Origin of the sequence: Sodalis ligni (assembly GCF_016865525.2) — a bacterium.
Lineage (GTDB): Bacteria > Pseudomonadota > Gammaproteobacteria > Enterobacterales > Enterobacteriaceae > Acerihabitans > Acerihabitans ligni.
This window is the reverse complement of the sequence record NZ_CP075169.1, coordinates 2,756,978-2,771,483: the sequence shown is the minus strand read 5'-3', so window position 1 is coordinate 2,771,483 and position 14,506 is coordinate 2,756,978. Positions and strand designations below refer to the sequence as shown.

Sequence of the window (14,506 nt, the reverse complement as noted above, 5' to 3'; positions counted from 1 at the left end):
CCCTCATGGCGCTTTATGGTGTTATGAACGTCAATCACGATATTTGATCAAATATTCTATCTGTTAGTTCGAATACTATTGAATAGTGGCGATATATAAAAGAAAATAAGCCCACAAGTCATATATTTTGATCAAATATGGTTATGCGGAAATTAGATATAGAAAGTAAAGCCGGCGAAACCGAGATCACCGACCGGCTCCGGGACGCCATTATCAATCGTCAGGAATTCGATGCCGGCGCGCCCCTGCGTATCGATGCTCTGGCGACGCGTTTCGGTGTTTCCCATATGCCCATACGCGCGGCGCTGCACCGGCTGGAGAGCGAAGGACTGATTGTCGCCCAGCCGAACAAGGGCGCACGGGTGGTGGCGGTGGATGAGATTTTTGTCGGCCAAATGCTGGATATCCGCATTGTCATTGAAAGCTATCTGGCCCGCCGCGCCGCCGAACGCATGACGGCGCAGGATTTATCCCATCTGGAAACCCTGCGGGCGCGGCATGAGGACGCGGTGGCCCAGGGAGATGCCCCCCTGGCTTTGCTGGCAAACCGGGAATTTCATGCCGCCATCCATCACATCGCCGATAACCGCGATGCCAATCTTATTCTGGAGCGGCACTGGCGGCTGATAAGCGCGCTGTGGCGCCGCTACGGCTATGAATCCGATCGTTTTGCCGGCGTGGTGGCGGACCACCGCCTGTTGCTGGCGGCCTTCACCGCCGGCGACAGCGAATCGGCGGCGGCGGTGACCGCCGCCCATACCGCGCGGGCCAAGCTGGTGTTGCTTAACAGAATGCGTAAAGCCGCCCTTTCCTCCCACCCACAACCTGCCGGGGAGCAGCATGACGATGTTTCACGATAATGGCCGCAATAATGACCGCATTGAGGCGCTGGAACTGCTGCACTGTCCGGTGACGGAAAAAACCACCTGGTCGTTTATCAAACTGCATATGTCCGACGGGGTGACGGGATGGGGGGAAGCCAGCTGGGTGCGCAATCCGGCGGCCCTCGACGCCTTTCACGCCCTCGCCGGGGAGCGGCTGCTGGGACAGGATTGGAACGGCTTGAAAAAGTACCTGTCCGCAGACGCCGGCACGCTGCCGCAGGCGGCAATCCACAGCGCTCTTGACCAGGCGATGTGGGATATTCGCGGCAAACGGCGCGGCTGTCCCTCCTGGGCGCTGGCGGGCGCAGCGCATCGCGGGCGCATTCCCCTTTACGCCAACGTTAACCGCAGCATTACCGACCGTTCAGATACGGGATTTAGGCTTGCTGGGCAAAAGGCCGTCGCCGCCGGTTTTAACCGCATAAAAATCGCGCCGTTTGACGGCCTGACGCCGGAAAACGGCTCCTCCCCCCTGGGGAAGGCATTACTGGATCAGGGACTGGTACGGGTGGCCGCCGCCCGATCGGGCATCGGCGCCGCCGCTGATTTGTATGTTGACTGCCACTGGCGATTCGATGCGCGCTCCGCCGCGGCGGTGATGAAAGAGCTATCGGCCCTGGGGGTGAGCTGGTTTGAGTGCCCGTTGCCGGAAACGCCGGAAAACATTCCCGCCCTGAAAAGGCTGCGCGGCCAGGCCAACGTGCTGGGCATGCGGCTTGCCGGCCTGGAGGAGCTTACCGGCCCGGCGCTGTTCATGCCCTGGCTGGCTGGCGGCGCCTATGACGTGGTGATGCCGGACGTCAAATATGCGCGGGGCATCAGCGGCGTGCTGGAGGTGGCGGCCCTGGCCGCCTCATACGGCATCGGCTGCGCGCCGCACAATCCCAGCGGGCCGATTTGCCATGCCGCCAGCCTTGCGGCCTGCGCCGCCGGGCAGACCATCGAGCTGTTGGAGCACCAGTTTGATGAAACGCCGGCCTTTTGGCGGATGATCGCGGATGATTTCCCTCGGCCCAGCAATGGCGAGAGCCTGTTGCCTTCCGCCTGGGGATTGGGAACAGCGCTGCGGCGGCTGTCTGATACACTTTTATGACAAGCAACTACGTTGCCAAGGGTTTCCGGTAAAGATTGGCTCCGTTTAAAACCAATTGCCTAATTTCCCGTATCGACATCCGGAAAAGGATAGCCTGTCTGCACGATATCCATCAGCTCTTTCATATAGGATGCCACCGACATTTTACCACCGCCGGGAAAAATCTGTGGCGCCGAGAGAATATCAACAACATGGCAATTATCGAGCTTTGCGGGATCCACTTCAGAGGCCGGGAGCAACGCCGCGGCTTCAAGGCCGGATTGCAGCCAGTCAAGGATGACGCCGGGCTGGGAAATATTCATAATAATTTTTGGATTAACGCCCCCCTTGCGAAAATGATCGGTAATTAATTCGTAGGTTCCCGCATCCCTGGATCGGCGCAATAACACCAGCGGGAATTTCCCCAGGGATAAAAACGGTATGGGATTGGCGGGAAATTCCGCCGAGAGCTTTTTATTGATTACCGCCACCAGGTTTATGGGGGCAAAAGAAATACAATCATATCCCTCGCTGTGAGAAGGCTTTTGAATCAGGGCAATATCAACCAGGCCATTTTGCAGCAATGATTCCAGATTACTGGAATCGGAAACAGAAACGCTGATTTCTACATTTGGATTAAGCCGGTGCAATTTCAGGATTAGTGGCTTGAAATAGGACTGGAATAAGTGGGTAAGACCAATACGCAGTAGCCGGCTCTCCCGGTTTTGATCAGGATGATTTCCCGTTTGGTATCCTCCACGTCGCGTAAAATGGCGCAGGCATTTTTATAAAGATGATAGCCTGACTCGGTAGGCTCAAGCCTTCTGCCGTTACGCAAAAATAACGGAACATTGAGTTCTTCTTCCAATTCCTGTATACGTTTACTCAGCGGCGGTTGCGCCATATTCAAAATACGGGCCGCCTGACTGATGGTCCCCTGCTCAAAGACAACGCAAAAATATTTCAACCTTTTAAGATCCATAAAACCCTCCTTGTTCAGGTTAAAATTAAGCCTGCCTCAGAATAGTGACGCATATCATTTTTTAGTCAAAGAAAAAAACCGTTTTGGTATGAGATATAGTATCAAAATGGTATTCGCCGATTTTTTATAATAGGCGTATTTTCCCTACAAAATTCCATATACTCTGTAGGGAACATATATGTCTACTCAAAAAAATCATGCCGATGTTAATCCGGTGCACGATCTGCGTTCCGCCCTTGCGCTTTTGAAAACCCTGCCCAATGAACTGGTCACCACCGATGTGGAAGTCGATCCCAACGCCGAGCTGTCGGGGGTCTATCGTTATGTGGGCGCCGGCGGCACCTGTATGCGTCCGACCCGCAAAAACGGGCCGGCCATGGTATTCAACAAGATCAAGGGCTTTGACGATATCAGCGTCGCCATCGGCCTGGTGGGCTCCCGCAAGCGCGTGGGGCAATTTTTAGGCTGCGCGCCCGATAAGCTCGGCTTTTTATTGCGCGATTCGGTCCATACGCCTATTGCGCCCGTCACTATCGATGCCAAGGGCGCCCCGTGCCAGGAAGTGGTGCATTTAGCCACGGACGCCGGTTTCGATTTGCGCACGCTGCTGCCGGCGCCCACCAATACGGAAGAGGATGCCGGTCCCTATGTCACCATGGGCCTGTGTTACGCCTCCGACCCCGACACCGGCGAATCGGATATCACCATCCACCGTCTTTGCGTGCAAAGCCGCGACGAACTTTCCATGTGGCTGACGCCCGGCCGCCATATCGATGCCTTCCGGCAAAAAGCGGAAGCCGCGGGGAAACCGCTGGCGATTTCCATCAGTATCGGCGTGGACCCCGCTATTGAAATCGCCGCCTGCTTCGAGCCGCCGACAACGCCGCTGGGTTTTAATGAACTGAGCATCGCGGGCTCGCTCCGCGGCCGCGCGGTGGAAATGGTCCAGTGCAAAACCATCAATGAACGCTGCATTGCCCATGCCGAGATTGTTATTGAAGGCGAATTATTGCCGAACGTGCGGCTTCGTGAAGACCAAAACACCGATACCGGCAAAGCGATGCCTGAATTTCCCGGCTACACCGGCGGCGCGAAAGCGGCCCTGCCGGTTATCAAGGTGAAAGCGGTCACCCATCGCCTGCACCCCATCTGGCGCACCACCATCGGCCCTGGGGAAGAACACGTGAATATGGCGGGTATCCCCACGGAAGCCAGTATCCTCGATTTGGTTAACCGCGCCATGCCGGGCAAATTGCTTAACGTCTTCGCGCACTCCGCGGGCGGCGGCAAACTGCTGGCCGTCATGCAGTTCAAAAAATCCGCCGCGGTGGACGAAGGGCGCCAGCGCCAGGCCGGCCTGCTGGCCTTTGCCGCCTTCCCGGAATTGAAGCATGTGATCCTGGGGATGAAGATGTGGCCATTTTTGACAGCGACGACGTGATGTGGGCCATGCAGACCCGCTATCAAGGCGATGTGGACACGGTCTTTATTCCCGGCGTACGCTGCCACCCCCTCGATCCGTCGCAGGTCCCGGCCTACAGCCCCAGCATTTTGCAGGAAGGCATGTCCTGCAAGACCATTTTTGACTGCACGGTTCCCTTCAGCATGAAGTCGCAGTTTGAACGTTCGCGCTTTAAAGAAGTGGATGTTAAACGCTTCCTGCCGGATTTTGAGTAAGGGATAGCATGATTTCACGGCGCATTATCATCGGCATCAGCGGCGCTTCCGGTTTCCAGTATGGCGTCAAAGCCCTGGAACTGCTGAAGGGTCTGGATCTGGAGGTCCATCTGGTGGTCTCCCGGGGGGCGGAGAAGACTTGCCGACTGGAAACCGATTATCGGATGGACGAAGTTATTTCACTGGCGGATAAGGTTCACCCCATCGAGGATCTCGGCGTCTCTATCGCCAGCGGCTCCTTCCACACCCTCGGTATGCTGGTTGCGCCCTGTTCCATGCGCACTTTAGCCGCCATAGCCCACTGCCTGACGGACAATCTGCTGACCCGCGCCGCCGACGTTGTGTTGAAGGAGAGACGCCGTCTGGTGTTGATGGCGCGGGAAACCCCGCTGAATCTGGGGCATTTGCGGAATATGCAGCAAGTCACGGAAATGGGCGGGATTATATTCCCTCCCGTACCGGCGCTTTATCACCGGCCGCAAACCCCGGACGATATCATTACCCACAGCGTCGGACGCGCCCTCGATTTGCTGGGGATCGAAATCAAGAATCTGCCTCGCTGGGGCGATGGCGACACCATAAAAACACCGCACGACGAACCGGCGGATGATTCATTTTAAGGAATATAAATGTTAATTGGACCCTATGTTAACGGGACGGCGGTGGTGATCGGCGGCCTGGTGGGCGCTTTTCTCGGCACGCGTTTGCCCGAGCGCATCCGTTCGGCCTTGCCGCTGACCTTCGGCCTGTGCTCCATGGGCCTGGGCATCATGCTGATCGTCAAAGTGAAATATATGCCCGCGGTGGTGCTGGCCATGGTTATCGGCGCCATGCTGGGAGAGCTGTTCTTCGTGGAAAAAGGCATCGGCAAAGCGGCGGGTTATACACGTGGCATTGTGGATAAATTCCTGCCGCCGGCCCAGGGTTTGACCCATCAGGAATTCATGGATAAATTCGTGGCCATCGTGGTGCTGTTCTGCGCCAGCGGAACCGGTATCTTCGGCGCCATGCATGAAGGCATGACCGGCGATCCCTCTATCCTGTACATCAAGACCGTATTGGATCTGTTCACCTCGGCCATTTTCGCGACGATATTGGGCTATGCGGTAGTGGTCATCGCCATCCCGCAGTTGGCTATCCAGCTCGCGCTGGCTACGCTGGCCGCATTTATCCTGCCCATGACCACCCCTGATATGATGTTGGATTTTTCCGCCGCCGGCGGCCTTATCATGCTGGCCACCGGCCTGCGGATATGCGGTATCAAGCTGTTCCCGGTGGCCAATATGCTGCCAGGGCTGTTTCTTATCATGCCGTTCTCCTTTTTGTGGGCAACCTATATCGCTTGAAAAACCCAGTTCCGGCGTAACGCGTGTTAAAGGGAAACCGCGGCAATGGGGCCGGAGCGGCCATAGTCGGCCGCGAAGCGCCCCATGCCACGGTAGGCCCGCTACCTCCGACGTACAGCGGGCCTGTCAATGGGAGACCGGGGCAAATCAGAAATCGATATTCATCCCCACCTGGAAACTCCGGCCCGGCATCACCGCAAGCGCTTTATCATAGGCATCCTGATTGCTGCTTTCGGTAAGATCCCTGCTGCTGAGGTAATCCCAGTATTTGCGGTCGGTAATATTGTATACGCCGCCGCTCAGCTTCACGTTCTTCGCCACTTGCCAATACCCGGTCCAGTCCAGCAGGCCATAGCCCGGCACGTTCATATATTCAGTGGTGGCATCGGTGATGGCCGTACCGCTGTTGCTGTAGGTTTCCCGGTTGGTATCGGTAGCGCGTTTACCGTGCACAAAGGTAGCGGTCAGCGCGGTACCGTAGCGTTTCGCCGGATCATCCCAGGCTACCCCGACGATAGCCTTCATCGGCGCTACGCTGTCGATATCCACATATTTATCGCCGAGATAGCTGGATTTGGATTTACCTTCGTTATAGCCAAAGGCTAGGGTTGCGCTCAAACCATTAACCTCTTCGAACCAGGTGCCGAAATTGACCTTGACGCTGGTTTCCCCACCGTAGATGTATGCCTTATCACGGTTTTCAGCCTCATAGGTGATGTAGATATTCGACGGAACGTTGGTAAAGGCTTCCGGATTGCCGGAACGGGTGTAGCGGTTATAGGCGATGAAATTTTATAGGTATTGTAGAAAACGGAGGTATGCATCGTCACCCCGTCAGCCACCTCTCCTTTACTCCCCACTCCAGGTTGTTGCTGGTTTCGGTTTTCAGGTCGGGATTCCCGATCAGGGCATATTGTGACGTGCCGGCATAACTCGACCCCAGATTCCAGGAACTGTACAGCTGGCTGGGATTCGGGAACTGTGCGCCTCGTTTATACTGCAAATAGGTCATCAGGCGCGGCGTAAGATCATATTGAAAAACCAGTGACGGCAATACCTGAGTGTCAGAATTACTCTTGCCATACAGCGACGCCAGTTCAGACTCGTCCAAGGCCGTGCTGCCGCTGGCCAGGCTGGAAAGATTCTGCGGTTTGGTGGACTGATGAGCCACCCGTACGCCGGGAATAATGGCAAAATGCTTACCGCCAAGATCAAAGTTGATTTGATCTTGGGCAAAGGCCCCCAGCGCAGTGGTTTTGCTGTCCGCCTGGGGTTGCATAATGATGTTATAAACACTCTGGGCGGGCACCTGGGTGAAGGGCCGTTTCGTGGTTGTCAGGCTGGCGTTCACCCCGGCGCTCAGGTCATGACGCCCCAGGGTTTTGGCCAGCGCATTATTAAAACCTACGGTATCCGTATCGTAATTGGATAAGACCGTTTCCATGCTGGTGGTGCTTTCAGGCATATAAGTCCAGTCATGGGCCTCAGTATGCTGGTAATAGAGCTTCGAAGACATGCTGTCGATAATGTCGTTAAACGGCGTCCAGTCGTCTTTCAGGCTGACGCCGTAGCGGCGGGTCTGGCTGGTCTGATCCGTGGTGCCGATAATGGCGCTTCCCGCTGAATTCCAGCCATCATAATGGGTGTGGTTGGTCTTATTATAATAATCGAAAGTCCCGGTCAGTTTATGCTGATCGTTGGGCTGCCAGATACCGGACGTCATAAAGGCATCGGAATGCCAGTTGGCCGGATAGGCATCCACGGTACCGCTGTTATTGCGGGTCTGCTGACCATCCCGGCGGCTGTAAACAAAGATCCCGCGTAACGTTTCGTCGCCGCCGGCGGCGGTAATGCCGTTATGCCAGCTGCGATTGGAAGAATCATAATCGCTCTGGTAGCCAAAATAGGTTTGCCTGGTGGGGGAAAGATAATAATCAGCAGACTTTGGGTTAAAAGAGACGGCCCCGCCAATATAAATATTGGGGTTATCAATGGAGGTCGCGCCGGACTGAATATCCACATTGCCATACATATAGGGGTCGATATAATCGCGGCCGATACCGAACGTATTTAATCCTGCGCGGCCGACGTAACCGCGACTGGTTGCATCCGGCTGCGGAATACCGTCCACATCGATGCCGACACGGTTGCTCTCAAGCCCGCGGATATTATAGCCGGTGTAACCGCCGCGATCGAAGCCGCTTTTTCCGGCGCCGGATCCGCCGCTCGCCCCCGTGGCGCTGATAAGCGGCTGATAGCGCATGATAGTGCCGAAATCAGTACCGCCGTTTTTTTGCAGCTCGGCGGCGCTCAGGGTTGTCTGGGACCCGGCCTTATTTTTGATACGCGGCGCGGTGACGGTAAGCGTTTCATGATTTTGCTGTTTAATAGCCGATTGTTCCGGCGCGGCCGGTTTATTGTTCTCTTTGGCCGTAGCGTCCTGTGTATTAAGAATAAGGGCGTCATTATTGTCGGCATAACTTTCCGTTGATAATACACTTACAATGGCACCGGTTAATACGCTCGTCAGAAAGAATTTATTGAAATTGACGCGCATCCTTTTTACTTGGCGGAAGCATATAATTCTCTCACAATCTATAGTGATTATAGGGTGCTCAGCCATTGCTATCAGTATTAAAATTACCATTCCCAAAAAATTAAAATCTCTTATCAAGATAAAGGTTATTTTGTTATTGCCACAATTATTAAAAGGATAATGGCAATATTTCTCTACGTCCGGTGATGGCCGGCAAGATCTATTTTATAAATGACGTGTCTGAGATGAAAGATAGTAATGATAATGATTTTCAATATCAATCTCAAAGACGATTTTTTTACGCTTACCGTTCTCTTGCCGTTACTTATCGATAAAGCAACAATGGTTACATTCAGACATCATTTGTGATGTATCTGGCGCTGGTGCCCTATCGCTGGCAGAGGCCTACCTATCCGCTTCGGCTGCCAGCCGCGGTATCAGCAGCCGCAATGCCTGTAATAGATTATTGGCCCAAAAACGGCCGTCCACCGTCAGGCGCATACAGGAAGAGTCGTCCACGATAAGCCCCGCCCGCTGCCACTGGCTCAGCAGCGGGCGCAAGGCATCGCTGTGGTCGGTCAAAGCGGATAGCGCCACCCGGCCGGTTTCGATGCCGCCCTGAAGCTGGTGCTGCCAGGGTTCAGGCGCATGGGGAGCCGTCATCATGGCGATGGGTTTTTCTCCTAGCCGGACCCGCTGATAGTAGCGTTCCAGATTACGTTCCAGCATATAGGCCTGTCCGTCCAGGCTGCCGCCGGCGCCGCTGCCCAACGCCAGATAATCCGCGCCCTGCTTGATCAGCAGGTTGTACAAATTACGTTCACGACTGGTCTTCGCCCAGTGGCTGTTGCTTAGCTGATGCCACGCCTGCCCGGCCAGCACATCGGCGCCGGCACGGTAAAAGGCCAATCGCTCCGTCACATCCGGCAGGGTGGTCCGTCCATTTTCCACCGCTTTATACAGCGGCGTGCCGGCCAGTACATTTAGGGCATACAAATCCACGCCATCCAAGGGTAATTCACTGATAATCTTCAGGTCATCCCGCCAGCCCGACAATGTTTGCCCCGGCAGCCCGAACAGAAGATCGCACACCACCGCCGCCCGATCGCGCCGGCACAGCCGTTCAAGGAACGCGATGGCCGTCTCGCCATCGGAGATGCGCCCCATCCGGCGGCGGATGCGGGTGTCGAATGTCTGGATGCCGATGGAGAATCGGTTGACGCCCGCATCCAGACAGGCATCCAGGCGTTCATCATCAACATTGAGGACACGGCCTTCGACGGTAATTTCGCAATCCGGCGCCAGGGGCAGACTGTGGCGAATGCGGCGAATCACCCTGTTCAACTCGGCGGCGGTGAGCGCGGTGGGCGTACCGCCCCCCAGATAGACCCCGTGGATGGGTGCGGATTGGTGCAACGGGCTGTCCGCTTCCAGCTGCAGTTCACTCAGTAAACACTCGGTATAGACGGCGGTACTGTCCGATTTCAACGGGTTTTGATAAAACCCGCAAAACGAGCAATGGGTGGCACAGAACGGAATATGGATATAAAGCAGACGCTTACGCGCCGGCAGCGTGCGTTGCTGTAATTGCCGCCATCCCTGGCTGATACTGTCGCCGTCCAGAGGGCGTTGATTGCGCCAGGGCATCGCCATCACCCGGTTATCGAACGGCTGTTGGCCTTCTCGGGCAAAGAAAGGGGTTAAATCCATCGACATCTTGTTATCCGATCATATTTTATGAAAATTGAATGATAATCATTATTATTAATGTCTCTGATTGCAAGAGGATTCTCCTTTAACCGGGCGCTAAAAGCCCTTTATTGATCTGAGATACTTTTCACGCCGCGACGGAGCCTTGCGCGCTCCATGACAAGAATAGACTGATAATCTAAGAGCTTAGCTAAAGCGCATGTTACGGTTTTTAGCGTTATCACTACACTCTCCTGTCGATATCCCCACTGATTTCTTACGATGGCCGAGATTGACAATGATAATTGTAATCATTATCATTAAAATTATTATCTTGAAACATTCCCATAACATTTGCCTTTTTACTGCCGGGTTGCCCTCAGAGGCTGCCGGTTAATGATATTCATTGAGCCATTTACCGTCCGTTGCGACGGTCCCTATGAATAAAGGACGTTGTCATGAACCATCGCTATCAGACCTATCTGCAACTCAAAGCGCTGCATCCGCATAAATACGCCCGCGATGTGGCGCGGTTGATGAATATCAGCGAGGCCGAGCTGACCCATGCCCGCGTCGGCGCCGAAGCCAGACGGCTTCGCCTTGATGTGCCCGCGATGCTGGCGGCCCTGGAGGCCGTGGATGAGACCAAGTCCATTACCCGCAATGAGTACGCGGTACATGAACAGATTGGCCGTTATCAGCACTGGCGGATAGGTGAGCACGGCGGGCTGGTGCTCAATCCGCGGGGGTTGGATCTGCGACTGTTTCCCGCGCAGTGGGCCAGCGCATTTTTTGTCAACGAGCAAACGGCGCGGGGTGAGCGTCAAAGCATTCAGTTTTACGATGGTCACGGCGACGCGGTGCTGAAAGTCTATGCCACCGCGCAGCCCCGGATGGCGGACTGGGATCGATGCATCGGCCGGTTCTCCTCGGCGGACAACCCGCCGCTGGTCCTCGCTCCCCCGGCCGCCGCCAATGAACAGGCCGAGGCCCCGCCGCAGCTGGAGCGGGAGTGGCGGGAGATGACCGACGTCCATCAGTTTTTCAACCTGCTCAAGCGGCATAACCTGACGCGCCAGCAGGCGTTCCGCGCCGTATCCGAAGATCTGGCCTGCCGGGTGGACAACCAGGCGCTGAGGGAAATTCTTGAGGCGGCGCGGCAGGACGGCAACGAAATCATGATTTTTGTCGGCAACCGGGGCTGCGTGCAGATCTTTACCGGCGTGATAGAGAAAGTGACCCCCTGGCAGAACTGGATCAACGTCTTTAACACCGAGTTTCCCCTGCCCCTGATGGAAGACCGGATCGCGGAAAGCTGGGTCCCCCGCAACCCCCCCGGCGGCGGCGTGGTCCCCAGCCGGGAACTGTTTGCCGCCGACGGCACGCAGATAGCACAGCTTTTCGGCCAGCGCAGCGAAGGACAGCCGGAGCAAACGCGGTGGCGGTCGCAAATCGGGTTATTGACCGCCCGGGGAGCGGCGGCATGAAAGGCTGGCTGCTGGTCCTACTGGCGTTGCCCTGCTCCCTGCTGGCGGCGCCGCGTATCGTCACCATCGGCGGCGATGTCACCGAAATCGTGTTTGATCTCGGCGCCGGCGACGAAGTCGTGGCGCGGGACAGCACCAGCCTGCAGCCGGAAAAGGTGAAGACTTTACCCGATATCGGCTATTTGCGGCAGCTGAACGCCGAAGGGATCCTGGCCATGCGGCCGACGCTGGTGCTGGTGAGCGAGCAGGCCAAGCCCTCCCTGGTGCTGGAACAATTGGCGGACAACGGCGTGAAAGTGGTCACAGTGCCGGGAGACGCTTTTGCCTCGGCCATTGCCCACAAGATTGCGGTGGTGGCCGATGCGTTGAACCGTCCTGAGCAGGGCAAGGCGCTGCAACAACAGGTGCAGGGGCAACTGGCCGCCATTCCTGCGTCGCCGCTGCCGGTGAAAGTGCTGTTTATTCTCAGCCACAGCGGGATGACGGCCATGGCGGCCGGCCAACAGACCGCGGCCGATGCGGCCATTCACGCCGCCGGTCTGCAAAACGCCATGCAGGGATTTGTTCATTATCAAACCCTGTCCCAGGAAGGGGTTATCGCCAGCGCGCCGGATCTGGTGGTCATAAGCCGCGACGGCATCGACGCCCTCGGCGGCGAGGCGCAGCTCTGGCAATTGCCCGGACTGGCGATGACCCCCGCCGGTAAACAGCATCGGCTGCTGGCGGTGGATGACATGGCGCTGCTGGGCTTCGGCCCGTCAACGCCGGCCGCCATCGCCCGGCTTCGCCGCAGCGCGGAAGCCATACGATGACGCTCCGCCGTCTGTTGCTGCTGCTGTTTATGCTGATTTTGCTGATGGCGGCGGCGGCAAATCTGGGGGCGGTACCCATCTCCCTGCCGTTATTGTGGCGCACTTCGTTTAACGATGCCGCGTGGCACATCTGGCTGAACATCCGTTTACCGCGCGTACTGCTGGCGGTGCTGATCGGGGCGGCGCTGGCGATGGCCGGCGGCGTGATGCAGGGATTGTTCCGCAATCCCCTGGCGGATCCCGGTTTATTGGGCATTAGCAGCGGCGCGGCGCTGGCGGTGGCCTGCTCGGTGGTATTGCCCTCTCCCTGCCGCCGCTGGGGGCCTTGTATTCTTCAACCCCCGCCGCCTTCTGCGGCAGCCTGCTCGTCACGCTGGTGATATTTTCCCTCAGCCGCGCCGGCGGCGCGCCGCTGTCACGTTTCCTGCTGGCGGGTATCGCCATCAATGCGCTGTGCGGCTCGGCCACCGGCGTCCTCTCCTGGCTCAGCAGCGATCGGCAACTGCGGCAGTTATCCCTATGGGGCATGGGCAGCCTCGGCCAGGGACAATGGACCTCACTGGCTGTCCTGGCCACGCTGCTGGCGCCCGCCATGCTGGTTATCCAAAACAGGCCCGCCGCCTGAATCTTTTGCAACTGGGAGAAGAAGAAGCCCATTATCTCGGCGTCGACGTGCGGCGCACCCAGCGCCTGCTGCTGCTGTCCAGCGCGCTGCTGGTGGGCGCCGCCGTGGCGGTGAGCGGCATTATCGGTTTTGTCGGACTGGTGGTTCCCCATCTCGTCAGGATGTGGCTTGGCGCCGATCATCGCTGGCTATTGCCGGGGTCGGCTCTGGCCGGCGCCCTGCTCTTGCTGGCGGCGGACACCGCCGCGCGCACGCTGGTACTGCCGGCGGAAATGCCGGTGGGTTTGCTCACCAGCCTGCTCGGCAGCCCCTGGTTTTTTTGGCTGATCCTCAAGGAAAAACCCCTTCGCCATGCCTAAGTCGCCGACCCTTTCCACGGACAGGCCAGCCCTTGGCCGCGCCGATAGCCTCCCAGCCATTGACATATCTGGCGGTTGCGACACAGACCGTCCTCTGCTCAAGGCCGAGGGGGTCGGCTATCATATCGCCCGGCGCACGCTGTTAAGCCAGGTGTCGCTGACGCTGGCCCCCGGCGAATTCGTCGCGCTGATTGGCCCCAACGGCGCGGGAAAATCCCCCCTGCTGCGGGTCTTGACCGGTTATATTCCCCCCAGCGAAGGCACCTGCCTGCTCAATAACACCCCGCTCCACCAGTGGCCTTCGGCGCAGCTGGCCCGCCGGCGGGCGGTTATGCGCCAGCAAGGCGCCCTCACATTTCCTTTCACCGTCGCCGAGGTGGTGTCCATGGGCCGTGCGCCCTGGTCCGCCGCCGCCGATGCCGATATTATTGACGACGTAATGGCCCTCACCGGCTGCCGGCCGCTGGCGCAAAGGGAATTTCGCCAACTCTCCGGCGGCGAGCAGCAACGGGTCCGGCTGGCGCGGGCTTTGGCGCAGCTTTGGCAACAAGACGGCCCGCGCGGCTGGCTGTTTCTGGATGAACCCACCTCCGCGCTGGATCTCTATCACCAGCAGCATGTACTGCGTTTGCTCAAACGTCTGACCGAGGACGGCAGGCTGGCGGTGTGCTGCGTACTGCACGACTTGAATCTGGCCTCGCTATGGTCCGACCGGATCCTGCTGCTGCACGAAGGCCGCCTGGTTGCCGCCGGCACTCCCCAAGACGTGTTGACGGAACCGCAGCTACGCCGCTGGTATCAAGCCGATGTCAGCGTACAGCTCAATCAGGAAAACCAAAGACCGCAGATCTTCTTACAGCGCTGAGCCTCGACAGGCCGGCCCGCTATCTCCCATCGTGCAACGAACCTGCTAAAGGGAGACCGTGCCAATACCTCTTCTTGTGAAGCGAACCACAGAATGTTCCGTGAGCTCCACTATAATTGTTCTATCAGATGATATTGAGTTCTACCAGACAGAACAAATGGAGTCTCACAAT

General features: G+C 57.2%; 8 protein-coding genes and 4 pseudogenes. 9 read left to right on the top strand and 3 right to left on the bottom strand.

The window, feature by feature from the left end:
- The first annotated feature begins 143 nt into the window (after nt 1–143).
- Together GTU79_RS12890 and GTU79_RS12885 are read left to right on the top strand one after the other, a co-directional pair.
- Nucleotides 144–860, top strand: coding sequence for a GntR family transcriptional regulator (locus GTU79_RS12890; protein ID WP_203521624.1), 717 nt, complete (start codon nt 144–146; stop codon nt 858–860).
- Nucleotides 841–1,977 (top strand): mandelate racemase/muconate lactonizing enzyme family protein, encoded by a 1,137-nt coding sequence (locus GTU79_RS12885; RefSeq protein ID WP_203521625.1) that lies wholly within the window; start codon nt 841–843, stop codon nt 1,975–1,977. The genes GTU79_RS12890 and GTU79_RS12885 overlap by 20 nt, the downstream gene beginning before the upstream one ends.
- A 59-nt stretch (nt 1,978–2,036) precedes the next feature.
- Here the strand turns inward: GTU79_RS12885 and GTU79_RS12880 are convergent.
- Nucleotides 2,037–2,938: pseudogene (locus GTU79_RS12880) on the bottom strand (LysR family transcriptional regulator).
- Nucleotides 2,939–3,116: 178 nt separating this feature from the next.
- On the opposite strand from GTU79_RS12880, the pseudogene GTU79_RS12875 reads away from it, so the two are divergent.
- From GTU79_RS12875 to GTU79_RS12865, 3 genes and pseudogenes are all read left to right on the top strand, one after another.
- Nucleotides 3,117–4,615: pseudogene (locus GTU79_RS12875) on the top strand (UbiD family decarboxylase).
- A gap of 8 nt (nt 4,616–4,623) precedes the next feature.
- The gene (locus GTU79_RS12870; RefSeq protein WP_203521626.1) at nt 4,624–5,235 is read left to right on the top strand and encodes a UbiX family flavin prenyltransferase; all 612 of its coding nucleotides are present in this window, start codon (nt 4,624–4,626) and stop codon (nt 5,233–5,235) included.
- 9 nt (nt 5,236–5,244) lie between these two features.
- Entirely contained in the window at nt 5,245–5,961 is a 717-nt protein-coding gene (locus GTU79_RS12865; protein ID WP_132921823.1) for a DUF554 domain-containing protein, read from the top strand.
- Nucleotides 5,962–6,108: 147 nt separating this feature from the next.
- Here GTU79_RS12865 and GTU79_RS12860 read toward each other — a convergent pair.
- A pseudogene (locus GTU79_RS12860) lies at nt 6,109–8,518 on the bottom strand (TonB-dependent receptor domain-containing protein).
- A gap of 384 nt (nt 8,519–8,902) precedes the next feature.
- Nucleotides 8,903–10,213: a heme anaerobic degradation radical SAM methyltransferase ChuW/HutW gene (hutW, locus tag GTU79_RS12855; RefSeq protein WP_203521628.1), complete on the bottom strand. Its 1,311-nt coding sequence runs from the start codon at nt 10,211–10,213 to the stop codon at nt 8,903–8,905.
- 431 nt (nt 10,214–10,644) lie between these two features.
- On the opposite strand from hutW, the gene GTU79_RS12850 reads away from it, so the two are divergent.
- The 4 genes and pseudogenes from GTU79_RS12850 (at nt 10,645) to GTU79_RS12835 (ending at nt 14,334) form a co-directional block, all read left to right on the top strand.
- Entirely contained in the window at nt 10,645–11,673 is a 1,029-nt protein-coding gene (locus GTU79_RS12850) for a hemin-degrading factor (protein ID WP_214514013.1), read from the top strand.
- The gene (locus GTU79_RS12845) at nt 11,670–12,485 is read left to right on the top strand and encodes a heme/hemin ABC transporter substrate-binding protein (RefSeq protein ID WP_132921826.1); all 816 of its coding nucleotides are present in this window, start codon (nt 11,670–11,672) and stop codon (nt 12,483–12,485) included. The genes GTU79_RS12850 and GTU79_RS12845 overlap by 4 nt, the downstream gene beginning before the upstream one ends.
- Nucleotides 12,482–13,469 (top strand): annotated as a pseudogene (locus tag GTU79_RS12840) (FecCD family ABC transporter permease). The gene GTU79_RS12845 and the pseudogene GTU79_RS12840 overlap by 4 nt, the downstream one beginning before the upstream one ends.
- The gene (locus tag GTU79_RS12835) at nt 13,462–14,334 is read left to right on the top strand and encodes a heme ABC transporter ATP-binding protein (RefSeq protein ID WP_214514012.1); all 873 of its coding nucleotides are present in this window, start codon (nt 13,462–13,464) and stop codon (nt 14,332–14,334) included. Before GTU79_RS12840 ends, GTU79_RS12835 begins: the two are co-directional and overlap by 8 nt.
- The last annotated feature ends 172 nt before the right edge of the window (nt 14,335–14,506 follow it).

Coding starts and splice junctions, on each gene's coding strand:
- GTU79_RS12890 (WP_203521624.1), top strand. CDS start 144: ATGCGGAAATTAGATATAGAAAGTAAAGCCGGCGAAACCGAGATCACC.
- GTU79_RS12885 (WP_203521625.1), top strand. CDS start 841: ATGACGATGTTTCACGATAATGGCCGCAATAATGACCGCATTGAGGCG.
- GTU79_RS12870 (WP_203521626.1), top strand. CDS start 4,624: ATGATTTCACGGCGCATTATCATCGGCATCAGCGGCGCTTCCGGTTTC.
- GTU79_RS12865 (WP_132921823.1), top strand. CDS start 5,245: ATGTTAATTGGACCCTATGTTAACGGGACGGCGGTGGTGATCGGCGGC.
- hutW (WP_203521628.1), bottom strand. CDS start 10,213: ATGTCGATGGATTTAACCCCTTTCTTTGCCCGAGAAGGCCAACAGCCG.
- GTU79_RS12850 (WP_214514013.1), top strand. CDS start 10,645: ATGAACCATCGCTATCAGACCTATCTGCAACTCAAAGCGCTGCATCCG.
- GTU79_RS12845 (WP_132921826.1), top strand. CDS start 11,670: ATGAAAGGCTGGCTGCTGGTCCTACTGGCGTTGCCCTGCTCCCTGCTG.
- GTU79_RS12835 (WP_214514012.1), top strand. CDS start 13,462: ATGCCTAAGTCGCCGACCCTTTCCACGGACAGGCCAGCCCTTGGCCGC.